This is a genomic window from Francisella sp. XLW-1 (assembly GCF_008711455.1).
GTDB lineage: Bacteria > Pseudomonadota > Gammaproteobacteria > Francisellales > Francisellaceae > Francisella > Francisella salimarina.
In genome coordinates this window covers 23,429-40,157 of sequence record NZ_VXKP01000006.1, presented here as the reverse complement: position 1 = coordinate 40,157, position 16,729 = coordinate 23,429, and the positions used below count along the sequence as shown (strand labels likewise).

Genomic DNA, 16,729 nt, shown 5'->3' with positions numbered 1-16,729 from the left:
ATGATAGAATCATGGCGTTGGTTTGGTCCAAATGATCCTGTGTGTATTGAAGATATTATGCAAACTGGAGTTACTGATATTGTAACTGCCCTACACCATATACCAAATGGTAAAATATGGCCTATAGAAGAAATTAAAAAAAGACAACATGAGGTAGAAAACTCTTCTAAACTTGGTAAAACAAACTTAACCTGGTCTGTTGTTGAGAGTATACCAGTTCATGAAGATATCAAAAAAGGTAAATCTTCACGTGATCAATATATAGATAATTACTGTCAAAGTATCCGTAATTTAGCCAAATGTGGTATTAAATTAATTATTTATAATTTTATGCCAGTATTAGATTGGACGCGTACAGACTTAGGTAAGCAAACTTCCACAGGTGCAAAGACATTATCTTTTGATGAGATAGCATTTGCGGCTTTTGATATTCATATACTTAAACGTAAGGGTTCAGAAAAAGCATATAAGGCTGAAATAATATCTCAAGCAAAAGAATATTTTGAAAATATGACTCAAGATGAGATTGATAAACTTACTTGTAATATAATTGCTGGCTTACCTGGAGCTGAAGAAAGTTTCTCATTAGAACAATTTCAAGCAGCTCTTGATGAATATAAAGACATTAATAAAGAAAAATTACGCGATAATTTAATATACTTCTTGAAGAAAGTAATTCCTGTAGCTGAAGAAGTCGGTGCGAAGTTAGCTATACACCCTGATGATCCTCCGTTTGAATTATTCGGCTTACCAAGAATAATTAGCACTATAGAAGATTATGATTGGTTGTTCGAAAATATACCATCTATGGCGAATGGTATAACATTCTGTGCTGGATCACTAGGTTCTAGATGGGATAATAATCTTCCTCTTATGGCAAAAAAAATTGGTAGAAGAATTTATTTCACACATCTAAGAAATGTTGCTCTTAATCCTAATAATCGCAGTTTCTATGAGGCTGAGCACTTATGTGGCAATACTGATATGTATGCTCTTGTGAAAGAGATTTTAAAAATAGAAAAAGATTCTCAGCCAATCTATATGCGACCAGATCATGGCCAACAAATGCTATCAGATTTAGGTAAGAAAACTAATCCTGGATACTCATGTATTGGCCGTATGAAAGGTCTTGCTGAAGTTCGCGGTGTTGCATATGCTGTAAAAAGAGAGCTAGAAAATGAATCAAAGTAAGCTTTTAGCTATTGGCGAATGTATGCTTGAGTTAAGCGGTCAAGCTCAGCTAGACTCACAAGTAAAGTTAAATTTTGGAGGCGATGTTCTAAATACTGCTCTATATTATGCTAGATTAAACGGTGATGTCTCTTTTTTAACAGCCCTAGGCGATGATAACTTATCAAACCAAATGATAAATAAATGGAATGATGAAAATATTGATACATTAAAAGTTTTAAAAATAAAAGATAAAGTCCCAGGCTTGTATGCTATACAAACAGATAATCTCGGAGAAAGAAGTTTTTATTATTGGCGTGAGCAAGCTCCTATTAAAGATATTTTTTATCATTTATCCAAAGAAGAGTTGGATAAGTATTGTAAAGAGTATGATTATTTATATTTTTCAGGTATCTCCCTCTCAAGATGGGACAATAAGCAATTAGAAATATTTGCAAACTGGTTAAAAGATTTTAGAAACTCAGGTGATGATAAAGAGATAATTTTTGACTTAAATTATCGCCCTAAATGCTGGAAATCTAAACAACAGACTAAAGAGTTTTTAGAAAAAGTACTAAAGTATGTAACGATAGTTTTAACAACTTTTGATGACGAAGAGTTACTTTTTGACGATGTTAATTACCAAAAAACCTTAGACAGATATAATAGATTCAATATTCCAATAGTCATTATAAAACACGGTAAAAATCCAACTCTATTACAATATCAAAACAAAATTAATTTAGTAAAAGCTAACAAGGTAGTTACCCCAGTTGATACGACTGCAGCAGGAGATAGTTTTAATGCTGCTTTCTTAGCTGCTTTTATTAATAATTTGGGCTTACAAACAAGTATTGAATTCGCACAAGATTTTGCTGCAGAAATAATACAACATAATGGAGCCATAATTGATAAAAAATATACGGATAAGTACTTAAATAAATTAAAGGAGTTAACAAATGCCTACAGGTGAGATTCTTAAAAATAATCCTATTATTCCAGTAGTTTCTGCAGACACTATTCAAGAGGCAAATGCTATTTTAGAAAAGGTAAGGGGAAAAAAGCTTAATATAGTTGAATTCACTCTTAGAACACCCAACTCTCTAGAGGTTATAAAAAAAGTAATAGAGTCAAATAGAGATTTAATTATTGGTATAGGAACGATAACTAATATAGAACTTTTTAGAAAAGCTCGTTTTCTTGAAGCTGATTTTTATGTCTCTCCAGGAGCTAATCATGAATTACTAAAGTTCGCTCAAGAACACAACCTCAAATATCTACCAGGCGCTGTAACACCTTTTGAAATCATGACTATTATGAGCTATGGTTTTAGAACTATTAAGTTTTTTCCAGCAGAAGCATTTGGAGGAGTTAAACTCTTAAAAAATTATAGAGCAGTTTTCCCTGAGGTCAAATTTTGTGCAACAGGAGGAATTAATGCTCAAAACCAACAAGAATACTTAGATCAAGAGAATGTTATTGCTATAGGAAGTTCATCGTTAATATAAAGGAGGAGTATATGTTAAACGATAACGTATTAATGCCAGTAGATAAAACAACTAGAGATCTAGCTCTAGAGATTTATAATCATATTAAAGATTTACCAATAATTAGTCCTCATGGCCATACCGATCCAAAATGGTTTGATGAAAATCTAGCCTTTGAAAATCCAGTTGAACTACTTATAAAACCAGATCATTATATTTTTAGAATGTTTTATTCACAAGGCTTAAGGCTTGAGGATTTTGGCATATCTAGAAAAGATGATAAGCCAGTTGAAACTGACCCTAAGAAAATATGGAAAAAAGTAGCAGAAAACTGGTACCTTTTTAGAGGCACACAAGTTGGTCTATGGTTTGATGCTCAACTCAAAGATGTATTTAACTACAACAAACCTTTTAATCTTGGAACTGCTGATGAATTATATGAACATATAGATAACTGTTTAAAGCAGAAAAATTTCCTTCCTCGTGAGATATGTAAAAAATTCAATATAAAGGTTATTGCTACTACAGATGACGTAGCTGATGATTTGCATCATCACAAAAATATTGCTAACTCTAATTTCGAATGTAAAGTAGTTCCAACTTTTCGTCCTGATAGTGTGACCAACCCAGAACTTCACCCTGTCCATAAGAATATAAAAAAATTAGCCAAGAAACTAAATGAAAATATAGAAACCTATGACGATTTTATTAAAATATTAGCGGAGAGACGAGAGTTTTTTAAGGCTAATGGCGCCACAGCCTCAGATCATGGTGTGACTATACCTAAAACATATGATTTAGATAAAACAGAGCGTCGTAACCTGTTCAAAAAAATAATTACAAATGTTGCTTCAGATAAAGATAAGCGTGTATTCAGTGGACAAATGTTAACCGAAATGGCAAAAATGGCGACTAATGACGGTCTTGTAATGCAAATTCATGCTGGAGTTTTTAGAAACCATAACACAAGAATTCAAAGAAAATTTGGTAATGACAGAGGTTGCGACATTCCATTAAAGTGTGATTTTGTAAATGGCCTTCACCCTCTTTTAAGTAAAGTAGGTAATAATCGCAACTTTAGGACGGTTTTATTTACTATGGATGAGTCAACCTATACTAGAGAGTTAGCACCATTAGCTGGACATTACCCAAGTGTGTTTTTAGGTCCTGCTTGGTGGTTTAATGATTCTGCTGAAGGTATGAAAAGATTTCGTCATGCTGTGACTGAAACTGCTGGTTTTTATAATTGTTCAGGATTCATTGATGATACGCGAGCTCTGCTGTCCATACCAGTAAGACATGATATCGCTAGACGTGTTGATGCTATTTATTTAGCTGAAATGGTTCTACAGGGAAGACTATCTAAAAAAGATGCTTTAGATATTGCTTACGATATTACATATACACAATCTATAAAGATATTTAATATGAGTCATTTATTAGGATAATAAAATGCAACAAAATTAACATAAATCATCGAAACTTTATGTAATTATTATTGTTGCAGTAGCTGCAATTGGTGGATTACTATTTGGCTTTGATACATCTATAATAGCTGGCGCTACGCCATTTATTCAACAAGATTTCTTAGCTGAGCATTGGCAGTTAGAAATGGTTGTCAGCTTCTGTGTTCTAGGAGCCTTTTTTGGCGCTCTTGCTAGTGGCTACTTTACCGACAGATTTGGCCGTAAAAAAGTAATGATTGCTACCAGTTTGTTATTTATAGTAGGTACTCTGGTGGCATCGTTAGCCCCAAATATAGAATCATTAGTCCTTGGCAGATTTATGTTGGGATCTGCTATTGGTGTAGCATCTTACGCAGTGCCTTTATTTATTGCTGAAGTTGCTCCAGCTTCTAAAAGAGGCTCATTAGTTCTTTGGAATGGAGCATTTCTTACAGGTGGCCAAGTTATAGCATTTATTGTTGATTATTTTCTAACAAGCAGCGGTAGTTGGCGTATTATGATAGCTACAGGACTAGTACCAGCAATTATGCTATTTGTAGGTATGTGTTTCATGCCCTACTCACCTAAATGGTTATTTTCTAAAGGAAGAAAGCAAGAGGCTCGAGAGACACTTACAAAGATTAGAGAAAATGCAAATGATGTCTCAGAAGAATTATCTGCCATTCAAAATAATTTAGAAAAAGCAACTAAACCTAAGTTCTCTGCAATTTTTAATAAAAAAATTAGACCAGTTCTATATATAGGTTTAGCTCTTGGGATATTTCAACAATTTTTTGGTATAAATACAGTAATGTACTATGGGCCATATATAATGGAAAATATAGGTTTTAATGGAAGTGAAATGCAGATGCTTATGACCCTTTCTTTAGGACTCGTTAACTTCATAGCTACAATTATAACTATAATGTTTATTGACAGACTAGGTAGAAGAAAATTCCTACTACTTGGATCCGCTATGGCTGCTTTGAGTCTGTTTAGCATGATTTATTTGCTTAATAATGTTACAAGTAGTACTGTCGCAATATTAGCCTTAATTTGTCTTTTAATATATATTGTGGGATATTGTATTAGTGTTGGTTCTCTTTTCTGGCTAATTATTTCGGAGATTTTTCCCTTAAGTGTTAGAGGGTCTGCGATGAGTTTTGTTGCGTCAATACAGTGGTTAGCTAATTTTATTGTTGCTGCTACATTTTTAACTATTTTAACAAAGCTAGGCGTTTCATTCACTTTCGGGATATATGCATGCGTAGCCAGCTTAGCGTTTATTGTAACATATCTTTTTGTTCCAGAAACAAAAGGAGTTGATTTAGAAACTATTGAAAACAACCTGAATAAAGGTATAAAAACGAGATATTTAGGTAAAGAAATTATTGATTAATAGAGGTGGATATTATGTCTCAAACAGTAGAAAATACATTTGGCGAATTTCGTAACTATACAGATAGTAAATTCCAAGATCGTGTAGAAAGAACATATAAAGATATGCATATCAATCAAAATCTTGAATATGTTACTCAAATGAAGGATAAATACTTCAAACTTGATTTGGGAAAAATGGATGTTTACGAAGTATTTAAGCTTTTAGAAAACGTTCATGATGAAAGTGATCCAGACAACGATCTTCCACAAATTGAACATGCCTATCAAACAGCAGAAGCTTGCCAAAATAAGTTCTTAAAAAGTGATACTGAACTTAGAGAAAATGCTTTAATTAGATCACTATTCAGAGATCATGAGTGGCAAAGTATTCCTAAAATTTGGCAAGATTTTTATATTGAAAAACAAAGTCTAGGAAATCTGTATACCCATATTAAAGACTGGTCTTGGTTCCCTCTAGTTGGTTTTGTGCATGATTTAGGCAAAATTATGACATTACCAGAATATGGTCAATTACCTCAATGGTCAACTGTTGGTGATACATATCCTATTGCTTGCCCTTTTGCTTCTGCTAATGTTTTTTCTCATAGGGAATTTGTCAAAGACTCTAAAGATTATAATAACTATAATACTGAATCTGAAACTCATTATGGAAAATATAAGAAAAAATGTGGCTTTGATAATGTTGATATGAGTTTTGGCCATGATGAATATATTTATAAAGTTTTCGAGCAAGGTAGTGATATACCGTATGAAGGATTATATCTTCTACGATATCACTCATTTTATCCATGGCACACTCCTCAAACTGGAGGACATGCTTATCAAGAACTTGCTAATGAAAAAGATTGGCTATTACTACCTCTATTAAAAGCTTTCCAGAAAGCTGATTTATATTCGAAACTGCCTGAACTACCACCCAAAGAGATTTTAGAGAAAAAATATAAAAACCTTTTAGATAAATGGGTTCCAAATAAAAAAATTAACTGGTAATAAAATTTAAATCAAAATACATTTAGGTAAATGGTATTATAGTATTAGTATAATAATTTATCATTTATATGAATATTAAAAAGTCAGATATTTTTAACTATGCATTTATAGCTTTCCCTGTAGCCTTTGCTAGTATTCCCATATATATATTTATACCTGAATACTACCATACCAATTTTGGTATAAACTTAACTATACTAAGTATAGTTTTATTCATACTAAGAGCATTAGATGCTATATTCGATCCCTTAATTGGTTGGTACTGTGATAGATTTCACTATCTAAGTAAAATTAGTTTGGTAGCTGTAGTTGCTATATTTATAGTTGGAGTATACGTTATATGCGTGCCAATATTTTCAAATATTTTACTTAATCTTTCTGTTGGGATTTTTTTATCTACGCTTGCTTTTAGCTATATTACAATATTTTCAACTACAAAAGGGGCTCTTTGGTTAAAAGATGACAATAGTAAATCTTTAGTGATTTCTGCCCGTGAAATTTCTAATATACTAGGTGTATTAATCGCTTCGGTATTACTATCTGTTTTACTTACCTTAATGCCGCATGGAAGAAGCTATTTTTTATATGCTATTATTGCAATAATACTAATCTTAGTAGCTACCATATTTTTCTTTAAATGGATTAATAGAGTTAATCTAAATAATAAATCTAAACATACAATTTATAGTTTCAATATTAAGAATTACATTGATCACTTTGACAAAGATGGTATATTTTTATTTGTCGGATATACAATTAGTGCTGTAGGATCAACTTTACCTGCAGTTACTATCATATTCTTTAGTAAATATATTCTCAAAACACCAGACTTAACTGGACTATATATTTTTACGTATTTTTTTGGGGCAATATTTTTCATTCCTATAATGAAAAAAATCTCTCTTAAATTTGGAATTATTAAAACATGGGGTTATGCTCTTTTATTCTATGCGAGTATATTTTCTTTTGTATTTGCTCTATCTGATGGCGATTATATACTCTTTACGTTGATATGTTTTATTTCTGGAGCTGGACTTGCAACTGAATTAATTCTTCCAAATATACTTCTAGCTAAATGGATAGATAGCTATCCAGAGAGAAAAGAACTTGGTAACGGTTATTATGCTATGCTAGCATTTATAACTAAATTTAGTTATGCGATTGCAACAATTATAACATTTCCCCTTATTAACTCCTCATTTTCATCTAATACTGAAAATCTTGAAATATCTCTTAGGTTTATATATTGTGTTCTACCTTGTCTTTGTAAATTGCTAGCTACTGGAATTATATTTTTATGGTATAAAAGTTTATATAAATATTCTATTAATAAATAAATACTTATATTCGTTCTTTATACACTTAATATTTTTCAATAACCATACCGTACATTAATTTTATATTTATTTACAAAGTCATTACTCCTAAATGTTTTAGATACAAAGTTTATATATATACAAAGCAAGTATTAATAAAAAAATAAATACTTTAAATATTATTTTAATATTAATATTGACATAAAATAAATATTAAATATAATAGTCGAGTGCTTTAAATACTTTATCAATGATAATTTAATATTTTGTTAATAATGGAGATATAAATGAAAAAGACTATTACCCTTGCACTTTTAAGCTCAATCGCAGCAGCTTCTGCTTATGCTGATGATTTAAATGCTAATATCGTAAACAACTCTATCATTGATTATTCAAATAAAGTTGAAACAGCTGCTGATACTGATCCTAATTCACCAATTTATGCTGTTAAAAGCATAGCTGCAGACGCTGGCGATATCCAAACAAACGGTGAAAAAATAGCTAGAGGTCTAGTATTAACTAATAATGGTAAAGTTAAAATACCTAATTCTGTTAAGCCTAAAGATATGTATATGAAAGACGAAGCTTCTGCTGCTCAAGGTCTTGAAAAATATAGAGCTGAAAGAGATGAAATCAGTAAAAAGATAGAAGATTTGGAAAGCAAGAAAAAACTAGGCTGGAGAATCAAAGTAACTGCAGAAAAAGCTAAACTAAAAAGTATCAATACTAAAATTGATATCTTAAAAGGCATTGAAAAAGGCGATAAAGCTTATGCAGAAGAAAAGATTGCTCAATTCAATACTATCCAAAATATAACTGTAAATGGTCCTACAGCATACTATAATGATATTGCTAAACCAGTTTCATCTGAGCTAACAGCTGCATGGAATTCTGCTACTGCTCTTGATTATATTGGCTATAGAAATAATATAGATAAATTCTGGAGCGCAAGAGTTGCTCTTTGGAATGGTCAATATAATATAAATAGCAAAGATGCTCAAACAGCTATAGAATTTAACGATATAACTAACTACTTGACTATTCAAGCTATTCAGCTGATCCAAGGTGGTAATAATGATAAGGCAATTACTACTTATGCTAATGTAAACACTCTTGCATACACAGTGACTACACTGGGCGACTTAGAAAGTGGTATCCAAGAGAAAATAGCTTCTCCTAGAACTGCTCAATCAATATGTGAAGCTGATTTACTTGAAGTTAGAGCTAACAGCAATGTAGCTACAGCTAGAAACGTATTAAAAGACTTATCCGATGAAAAAGCAGTAGAATCTATTCTTACTCAATTCCTTGATATCATAAATGTTGGTGATATTAAGGTATATGATTTAGATAAACTTGGAAATAACTGGGCTGTTAAAGCTGCTGTCAATGCTATTGCTGTTGCTATAGGTTCTGAAGGTGTTATTTACGTTAAAGATCATACTTTAATGTTAAGACCTGCAAGTGCTATTGCTGCTCCAGTAGCTAATGCTATCGCTGAAAACGGTATCTACAAGCAAGTAAGTGATGCTGATGGTATACTATTTGGAGAAAATGCTTGTAACTTTACTGCTGCACAAAACAGCAATAACCCTGTAGCTAAAGCAATGGTTGCAGCTACAAAACAGATAGCTAGCCAAATAGCTAAAGACCAAACTATCGATGCTGCTTTCGAAGAACAAGTTTATGTAGCTCTTCAAGCGACTATGTTCGAAAATTTAAGCAAAGTTATTCCTAACTAATTGATATATCCTTCAGTTCTTATTTCTTGACATAAATTCTACTTGCAGAAAAATCATATATTACTTTTTCTGCCTTTAGTTCCTGATATCCTAAAATGCATACAACTCCTAAAAACTTACTCATAATCTTAATATTTGCAGCTGTTGCTTCTAGATTAACCATTTGAACTTTATCTTGGAAAAATAGATTTAAAGGGTTTAGCACTAGCTTCTTAATTTTAATATCACTGACTGTTAATGTTCCATCTGTTGCCTGAATTGTTTTCTTGGGCTTAGTTGGTGCTAAGTCTATGCTCTGCAGATATTTATCTGAAATTGTAAAATTAGAAGTTCCGGTATCAAGTAAACAATTAACCGGTTGATTACTATCTATTGATATGGCAATTGTCTGATGCTGAGATAATAATTTAGTTAAGCTAATTACTAAATAATTTTCTTTATCTAATACTTGTCCTATTTCATAGTGTTTTTTAGCTGTTACGTTATTTTTGTTTAAGTATATTAAGTTCTCTGAAAAGTCAAAAATTGCATTATATCTAACTAAGAAATCTGTTCCGACAACAATTACCGGATATTGTTTTCTTTTAGGCTGGTTAGTAATTTTGGCTTCGACATTTTTAAGGAAAATGTCGCCTATCTGAATTTTATTTAATACTACATTTTGATTTTTAATTTTTTGTCCTACCATATTTGATGAGTATCCAGAACCACTTTCCTGATTAAGTCCTAATTGATCAACTGAGTGGTTAAAAATACTTATTCCTTTTGATCCGGAATCAAAAATCACATAAGCAGGTCTATCGTTTACCTTTGCAAGTATATATGGTGCTTTAAACTCTTTTTTATTTTCTAATTTCAGTGCTTTGTAATTATATTCTTTCAGATTATTTTGTAACTTATTAGCAACTGATAAATTCATAAATAAACAACAGCTAAATATTATTAAAATTTTTCTAAACATATTTTATTTTCCTTCATTTTTTTGATATTCTTACAAATAAATTACTGTTAATCAATAACTAATTATTGATAAACGATAAATATAATCTAAAATAGATATCATATCTCTAAATACACAAGGAATAAAAGTTATGCAAAACTTAGAAAAAATCAGTAAGTTCTATAAAAATATTTTTAGAATAGTATTTATATTGATAGTAATATCTGTTATGTCATTTTGGGCTTTTGCACAAAGCGAATATATACCTAATGTCACAGATACTGCGCAGCATTATATCGATCAAATGTCACAACCAATAGCTTTAGATACTAGAATTATAGGGCTTTTAGTCAGCTTGATACCAGTTTCAGTAATACTTTATATAATTGCTCTTTTAGTCAAATTATTTACGTGTTATGAAAAGCTTGAGGTTTTTTCTTCTAGAGTAGTTTTGATATACAAAAGATTAGGTTGGGGATTAGTATACTATTTTTTTGCTCAAATTATTTTTGAGCCTTTAATATCATTAACTCTAAGTTACCATAATCCTGTAGGTGAACGTTTCGTAAGTGTATCAATTGGTACTAACGAAATTCTAGCATTATTATGTGGGGGAGTGATAATAACAATATCAAAAGTTATGCAAAAAGCTCATGAACTTGCTGAAGAAAATGATTTAACAATTTAAGGATATTTAGATGTCTATAAGAATTGATTTAGCAAAAATAATGCTTGATAAACAAATTAAGTCTAAGGATTTAGCGAAAGCTATTGGAATTACAGAGCAAAACTTATCAATATTAAAAAACGAAAAAGCAAAAGCTATTAGATTTTCTACTTTAGAAGCAATCTGTAAGTATCTAGGTTGCCAACCAGGAGACATATTAATTTATGAGGATTAAATTCTTATAAAATATAAATATACTAATACTCTATATGTATTGTTACAATTGTATTCAAATAAAATTAATCTTAGATAATATAAATTATGAATACAATCAATTTAGGCAAGTATTTTTTTGTTTTAACTATATTTTTCATAAATATAAGTTTTGCAAGTTCTGATAAATATCATTTGGAAACTCCTCCAATACCGGCAGGAACTTATAAACCTGACTTTAGAGATATTAAAGATATATCTGAAAAGAAAAAAATTTTTATAGAGTTTATGTCAAAAGAAATAGATGAAGCTAATCAAGAGTTATGTAAACAAAGAAAAACTATTATGAAACTACAAGAAATTCTTAATAGTAAACAAGATTTAGATGAAAATCAAAAAACAAAAGTCAAAAAATATACTTCATTCTATAAAGTATGGAATGCTAAGACTTTACAAGAGCAAGTTAATGCTTTAGTTACAAAAGTTAATATAGCACCTAAAAGTTTAGTGATTGCTCAAGCAATCCTTGAAACTGGTTGGGGAACATCTAGATTTGCAGTTGACTATAATAATTACTTTGGATTACATTGTTTTGAAGAAAACTGTGGTGTCAAAGCTAAAGATTCAGATGTCCAAGTAGAAACTTTTAAAGATGTTGGAGATAGTATTCTTGGATACTACTTTAGATTAAATACTGGAGAAAAGTTTGCTAAATTTAGACAAGTAAGACAAGCTAATGGTGATACTTCTCAACTCATTAATACTCTGACAGAATACTCTGCGTTAGAGGGAGATGAATATCAAAATAGATTAAATAGTGTAATTAAATCAAATAATTTAGATAAGCTTAAAGCTTCTTGTTAAAGAATAAGTTCTGAATTAAAGAGATAAGTTCTGTTGCTGATCTGATGATAAACTATCTGGTATTTTTAATTTAAAATGATTGTATGCTAGCAAAGTTGCAATACGCCCTCTTGCGGTACGCATGATGTATCCTTGCTGGATTAAATATGGTTCTATGACATCTTCAATAGTTCCCTTTTCTTCACTAAGTGCAGCTGCCATCGTATCTAATCCTACTGGACCACCACCAAATTTTTCCATTAATGTAAGTAGATATTTATGATCCATATGATCAAATCCTACAGGATCAACTTTTAGCATTGTAAGAGCTTTATCAGCAATATCATAAGATATAACTCCAGAAGCTTTAACTTGAGCATAATCTCTAACTCTACGTAGTAATCTATTTGCTATCCTTGGTGTACCTCTTGAACGTTTAGCAATTTCGTTGGCACCATCGTCTGTAATATCTAGATCTAAAAGCTTAGCCGAACGGTAAACTATCTTAGCTAAATCGTCGATTGAGTAGAATTCTAGCCTTTGAATTATACCAAACCTATCTCTCAAGGGTGAAGTCAGAAGCCCTGCTCTAGTTGTAGCTCCTACTAATGTAAATGGAGGTAAATCAATCTTGATTGATCTTGCTGCGGGACCTTCACCAATCATAATATCAAGCTGATAATCTTCCATCGCAGGATACAATATCTCTTCGACAACAGGACTTAAGCGATGTATTTCATCGATAAATAATACATCGTTCTCTTCTAAGTTAGTCAAAAGTGCTGCCAAATCTCCAGCTTTTTCTAAAACTGGACCACTAGTCTGCTTAAGTTCCACTTCCATTTCATTGGCAATGATATTTGATAATGTTGTTTTACCTAAACCTGGGGGCCCAAATATAAGAGTATGATCAAGCGCATCCTTTCGAGATTTTGCAGCTTGAATGAAAATCTCCATTTGTTCGCGTACTGCAGGCTGGCCCTCATATTCAGCTAAAGTTTTTGGTCTTATAGCTCTATCAATGAAGTTTTCATCTTTATTTTGTGCTGTATTTGCTGATATTATTCTGTCAGTTTCTATCATATTATAGTGTTCTAATAAGATTTAATTTTTATTATAGCATTTTATTGCTCTCAATTTGACTTTGCATTATTCATAGTAAATTTTGAGGTTGTAACTAATATAAGAATTAAATTATACCAATATAGTAAAATGTTGAGTGATAAACTTTGAAAAAGGTAAATGTTTTGTCTAAAATCTAATAATAGAATCGACATTAATATATGGAGAAAATAGTGGATTTAAAAGATTTCAAACAAATAGAACTTTCTCATTTCAGTGATACTAAATCAATAAATTATCTTAGAGATGATGCCAGTCACCTTCTTTACTTAGAAAGTTCTGCTTTAGATGTCTTTAGAGACTATAAAGATCATGATGCTTTAACAGTTAGAGCAGATCTTAACCTAAAGGATGTAAAAACAAAAATTATTGATAATCATAAAGATTTTGCACTGGTAATTGGTGCTCAAGATAAAGTTGTGGGAACAATTGCTCTTCATTATATAGAGAGCCAAGCCCTACAAGAAAGAGCTAGAAGTTCTGGTACAAAACCAGCTGATTTAGTTGCACATGATATTATGTTACCTATTGCCAAAGTAAACACAGTGTCTTATTCAATTATAAAAAGTACTAAAATTGGCCATATCCTAAACACATTAATTAACTCAGACTATCATCATATCGTAGTGTATGATAAAAATGAAAATGGTGAAAAATATATCCGTGGTTATTTTTCTTTACCATATATTAGAAGAAAGCTTGGTTTAGATGTCTATCACGTTTATCAAAAAGAAGGTATTTCTAACCTTAACAAAGGTATCTGATTTTTTTAACAATTAATCTACATATTTCTTTATAACATTATAGAAGTGATTTGCCATAATCCTGTATCCTTTTGCATTTGGATGTACAGCATCAACCATTAAATCTTTATTCCCAATTATACCTTCTAAAACATTAGGAACTAATAAACATCCATAGCTCTTAGCAAAGTTAATATAGTCTTCAGCATAATCATTTTTATAATATGGTATATCTAGACCTCCGATAATAACTAACGCTCCGTTTGCTTGTAGTATATTCACTATACGCTTTAAGTTTGCAAACGCTTCTTTTGCAGGAATTCTTTTTCTTAAATCATTAGCTCCCAATGACACCATTACTATCTTAGGGTTAGCTTGAACAACATCTTCAATTCTTAATAGTGCTTGACCTGTTGTTTCACCAGATACTCCCATATTTATTACAGGTTCACCAATCATCCTTGATAATTGAGATGGGTAATTATCATATTTATCTACACCATATCCAGCTGTTAAGCTATCACCAAAAGCAACAATAGTCTCGCCTTGTGGATTTTGGTTAACAATAGGCCAATTATTATAGTTTTGATAGATAAAATAATAGTATGACAATGCTAATAAAACTATTACAAAAATAAGTAAAATTAATTTCTTCATTAGATAAGCGTTTCTAAAAAGAATATATTTGAAATTATAAAATAGTAACCAACAAAATACTATCTATAGCATTATTAATAATAAGTAGAATTTAGACAAATAATTATCCTTTGTGACTTAAAAGTTTTTCTAAGACTTCTGATATTTTGCTAAAAGAAAGATTTGAATAATCTAGCAGAAGATCTTTTGTACCATGAGTTAAAAACTCATCCTTGAGACCAAAGTTTCTGACAATTGTATTTTTACTTAGATCGCTAGCAAGTATATACTCATTAACCGCAGAACCCGCTCCTCCTGCTATTGAACTCTCCTCAAGTGTAAATATAATATTATGGTTTTGACATATTTCATCAATCAGCTGTTCATCAAGAGGTTTTACAAATCTCATATCAACTACAGTAATATCATATTTATCAGCTAGCTGGTTAGCAAGTGGTAATAAAGTTCCAAAATTTAAAATTGCTGCTCTAGAACCTTTTTTAACAAGCTTTGCTTTGCCTAATTCTATATCAAGATTATCAGTAATTTCAGCACCAATACCTGCTCCACGAGGATAGCGTACCATTGCAGGTCCCTTGTATTCATATCCAAGTTCAAGCATGTGATATGTTTCGTTTTCATCACTTGGAGTCATAATTACATGATTCGGGATACAACGCATAAACGATATATCAAAACTACCATCATGAGTTGCTCCATCTGCCCCAACAAGACCAGCTCTATCAACAGCATACAAGACATCTAAATCTTGTAATGCTATATCATGTATAACCTGATCGTAAGCTCTTTGTAGAAATGTTGAGTAAATAGCAACTACAGGCTTAAGTCCTTGGCATGCTAACCCACCTGCAAAAGTAACTGCATGCTGCTCAGCAATAGCCACATCAAAGTATCTATTTGGATATTGTTGTGAAAATCTAATTAAATCAGAGCCTTCCTTCATAGCTGGAGTTACACCTACTAAGCACTCATCTTTAGCTGCTTTTTGACAAATCCAGTTACCAAATATATTTGAGTAAGTTGGCTTAGAAGCTTTTGATTGAGCATCTCCACTATGAAAACTTGGTGCAACATGATGAAACTTAATTGGATCAGATTCTGCCTTAGTATAGCCTTTACCTTTTTTGGTAATTACATGTAAAAGTTTCGGACCTCTGTGATCTTTTAAAATTCTTAAAGTCTTTACTAACTCTACAACATTATGCCCATCTATTGGCCCTACATAATAAAAACCTAAATCTTCAAAAAAATTTGCAGGGACAAACATTCCTTTAGTCTGTGTTTCTATCTTTTTCACGAACTCAAACATCGGTGGAATATTTTTAAGAACTTCCTTTCCTTTTTCACGAATTGAGTTATAAAAGCCACCTGAAATAATCTTGCTAAAATGAGCAGAAAGACCACCAACATTATCAGAAATTGACATTTCGTTGTCATTGAGAATAACTAAAATGTCCTCTTTAATTCCCCCTGCATGATTAAGTGCCTCAAATGCCATACCACCAGTTATAGCTCCATCTCCAATTACAGCAATTGAACTAGAGTGTTTACCTTGTAGTCTATCTGCAATAGCCATGCCAAGAGCTGCACTTATCGATGTACTTGAGTGCCCTACTCCAAAAGTATCATATTCACTTTCAGATCGCTTTGGGAAACCCGAAATTCCACCATCTTTTTTGATAGTAATAAGCTTATCTTTTCTACCTGTCAAGATTTTATGAATATATGTTTGATGTCCAACATCCCATACAATATTATCGTAAGGTGTATTAAAAACATAGTGTAGCGCTACTGTAAGCTCTGTAGCACCAAGACTACTTGCAAAATGTCCACCACTTACATCCAATGTATCTACCAAAAAAGTTCTTAACTCAGATGCTAGTTCTTTAAGTTGTCCCTCAGGTACAAGCTTAAGATCTGTAGGGGTATTTATCTTATCTAAAATAGTATATTTCGACATAGTATAAAATCTTCATCTAACCCAAAAGTACAA

Annotated in this window: 15 protein-coding genes and 1 pseudogene; 12 read left to right on the top strand and 4 right to left on the bottom strand. The window is 31.4% G+C overall.

The genetic code is table 11. The features are described 5' to 3' along the window. The 8 genes and pseudogenes from uxuA to F3D59_RS09080 all read left to right on the top strand — a co-directional run bounded on the left by uxuA (position 1) and on the right by F3D59_RS09080 (position 9,551). Positions 1-1,191, top strand: a complete 1,191-nt coding sequence (gene uxuA / locus F3D59_RS09115) for a mannonate dehydratase (RefSeq protein ID WP_150464632.1) — start codon at positions 1-3, stop codon at positions 1,189-1,191. Then, complete coding sequence (locus tag F3D59_RS09110) at positions 1,178-2,143, top strand: sugar kinase (protein WP_150464631.1); 966 nt, start codon at positions 1,178-1,180, stop codon at positions 2,141-2,143. The genes uxuA and F3D59_RS09110 overlap by 14 nt, the downstream gene beginning before the upstream one ends. Further along, positions 2,130-2,678, top strand: coding sequence for a bifunctional 4-hydroxy-2-oxoglutarate aldolase/2-dehydro-3-deoxy-phosphogluconate aldolase (eda, locus tag F3D59_RS09105; protein ID WP_150464630.1), 549 nt, complete (start codon positions 2,130-2,132; stop codon positions 2,676-2,678). Before F3D59_RS09110 ends, eda begins: the two co-directional genes overlap by 14 nt. A gap of 11 nt (positions 2,679-2,689) precedes the next feature. Next, positions 2,690-4,105, top strand: a complete 1,416-nt coding sequence (uxaC, locus tag F3D59_RS09100; protein ID WP_150464629.1) for a glucuronate isomerase — start codon at positions 2,690-2,692, stop codon at positions 4,103-4,105. A 37-nt stretch (positions 4,106-4,142) separates the two neighbouring features. Next, a pseudogene (locus F3D59_RS09095) lies at positions 4,143-5,501 on the top strand (sugar porter family MFS transporter); the annotation flags it as partial. Between the two features lie 14 nt (positions 5,502-5,515). Beyond that, positions 5,516-6,493, top strand: a complete 978-nt coding sequence (locus tag F3D59_RS09090) for an inositol oxygenase family protein (RefSeq protein WP_150464627.1) — start codon at positions 5,516-5,518, stop codon at positions 6,491-6,493. Positions 6,494-6,561: 68 nt separating this feature from the next. Beyond that, on the top strand, positions 6,562-7,830 hold the full coding sequence (locus tag F3D59_RS09085; RefSeq protein WP_191092466.1) for an MFS transporter: 1,269 nt from the start codon (positions 6,562-6,564) through the stop codon (positions 7,828-7,830). A 266-nt stretch (positions 7,831-8,096) separates the two neighbouring features. After that, positions 8,097-9,551 carry a hypothetical protein gene (locus tag F3D59_RS09080; RefSeq protein ID WP_150464626.1) on the top strand — a complete coding sequence of 485 codons (1,455 nt, stop codon included), beginning with the start codon at positions 8,097-8,099 and terminating at the stop codon, positions 9,549-9,551. A gap of 19 nt (positions 9,552-9,570) precedes the next feature. On the opposite strand, the gene F3D59_RS09075 is transcribed toward F3D59_RS09080, so the two are convergent. Beyond that, positions 9,571-10,512, bottom strand: coding sequence for an aspartyl protease family protein (locus F3D59_RS09075; RefSeq protein ID WP_150464625.1), 942 nt, complete (start codon positions 10,510-10,512; stop codon positions 9,571-9,573). 130 nt (positions 10,513-10,642) lie between these two features. Here F3D59_RS09075 and F3D59_RS09070 point away from each other — a divergent pair, with 130 nt between their 5' ends. The 3 genes from F3D59_RS09070 (at position 10,643) to F3D59_RS09060 (ending at position 12,235) form a co-directional block, all read left to right on the top strand. Then, positions 10,643-11,179, top strand: a complete 537-nt coding sequence (locus F3D59_RS09070) for a DUF2975 domain-containing protein (RefSeq protein WP_150464624.1) — start codon at positions 10,643-10,645, stop codon at positions 11,177-11,179. Between the two features lie 10 nt (positions 11,180-11,189). Then, complete coding sequence (locus F3D59_RS09065; protein WP_150464623.1) at positions 11,190-11,393, top strand: helix-turn-helix domain-containing protein; 204 nt, start codon at positions 11,190-11,192, stop codon at positions 11,391-11,393. Positions 11,394-11,479: 86 nt separating this feature from the next. After that, positions 11,480-12,235 carry a glucosaminidase domain-containing protein gene (locus F3D59_RS09060; RefSeq protein WP_224721184.1) on the top strand — a complete coding sequence of 252 codons (756 nt, stop codon included), beginning with the start codon at positions 11,480-11,482 and terminating at the stop codon, positions 12,233-12,235. Positions 12,236-12,250: 15 nt separating this feature from the next. Here the strand turns inward: F3D59_RS09060 and ruvB are convergent, their stop codons facing one another. After that, positions 12,251-13,297 carry a Holliday junction branch migration DNA helicase RuvB gene (ruvB, locus tag F3D59_RS09055; protein WP_150464622.1) on the bottom strand — a complete coding sequence of 349 codons (1,047 nt, stop codon included), beginning with the start codon at positions 13,295-13,297 and terminating at the stop codon, positions 12,251-12,253. Positions 13,298-13,509: 212 nt separating this feature from the next. On the opposite strand from ruvB, the gene F3D59_RS09050 reads away from it, so the two are divergent. Next, positions 13,510-14,100 carry a CBS domain-containing protein gene (locus tag F3D59_RS09050; RefSeq protein WP_191092465.1) on the top strand — a complete coding sequence of 197 codons (591 nt, stop codon included), beginning with the start codon at positions 13,510-13,512 and terminating at the stop codon, positions 14,098-14,100. 12 nt (positions 14,101-14,112) lie between these two features. On the opposite strand, the gene F3D59_RS09045 is transcribed toward F3D59_RS09050, so the two are convergent. Both F3D59_RS09045 and dxs read right to left on the bottom strand, forming a co-directional pair. Further along, positions 14,113-14,736: an arylesterase gene (locus F3D59_RS09045; RefSeq protein ID WP_150464620.1), complete on the bottom strand. Its 624-nt coding sequence runs from the start codon at positions 14,734-14,736 to the stop codon at positions 14,113-14,115. Between the two features lie 103 nt (positions 14,737-14,839). Beyond that, positions 14,840-16,696, bottom strand: coding sequence for a 1-deoxy-D-xylulose-5-phosphate synthase (gene dxs / locus F3D59_RS09040; RefSeq protein WP_150464619.1), 1,857 nt, complete (start codon positions 16,694-16,696; stop codon positions 14,840-14,842). Positions 16,697-16,729: the final 33 nt, after the last annotated feature.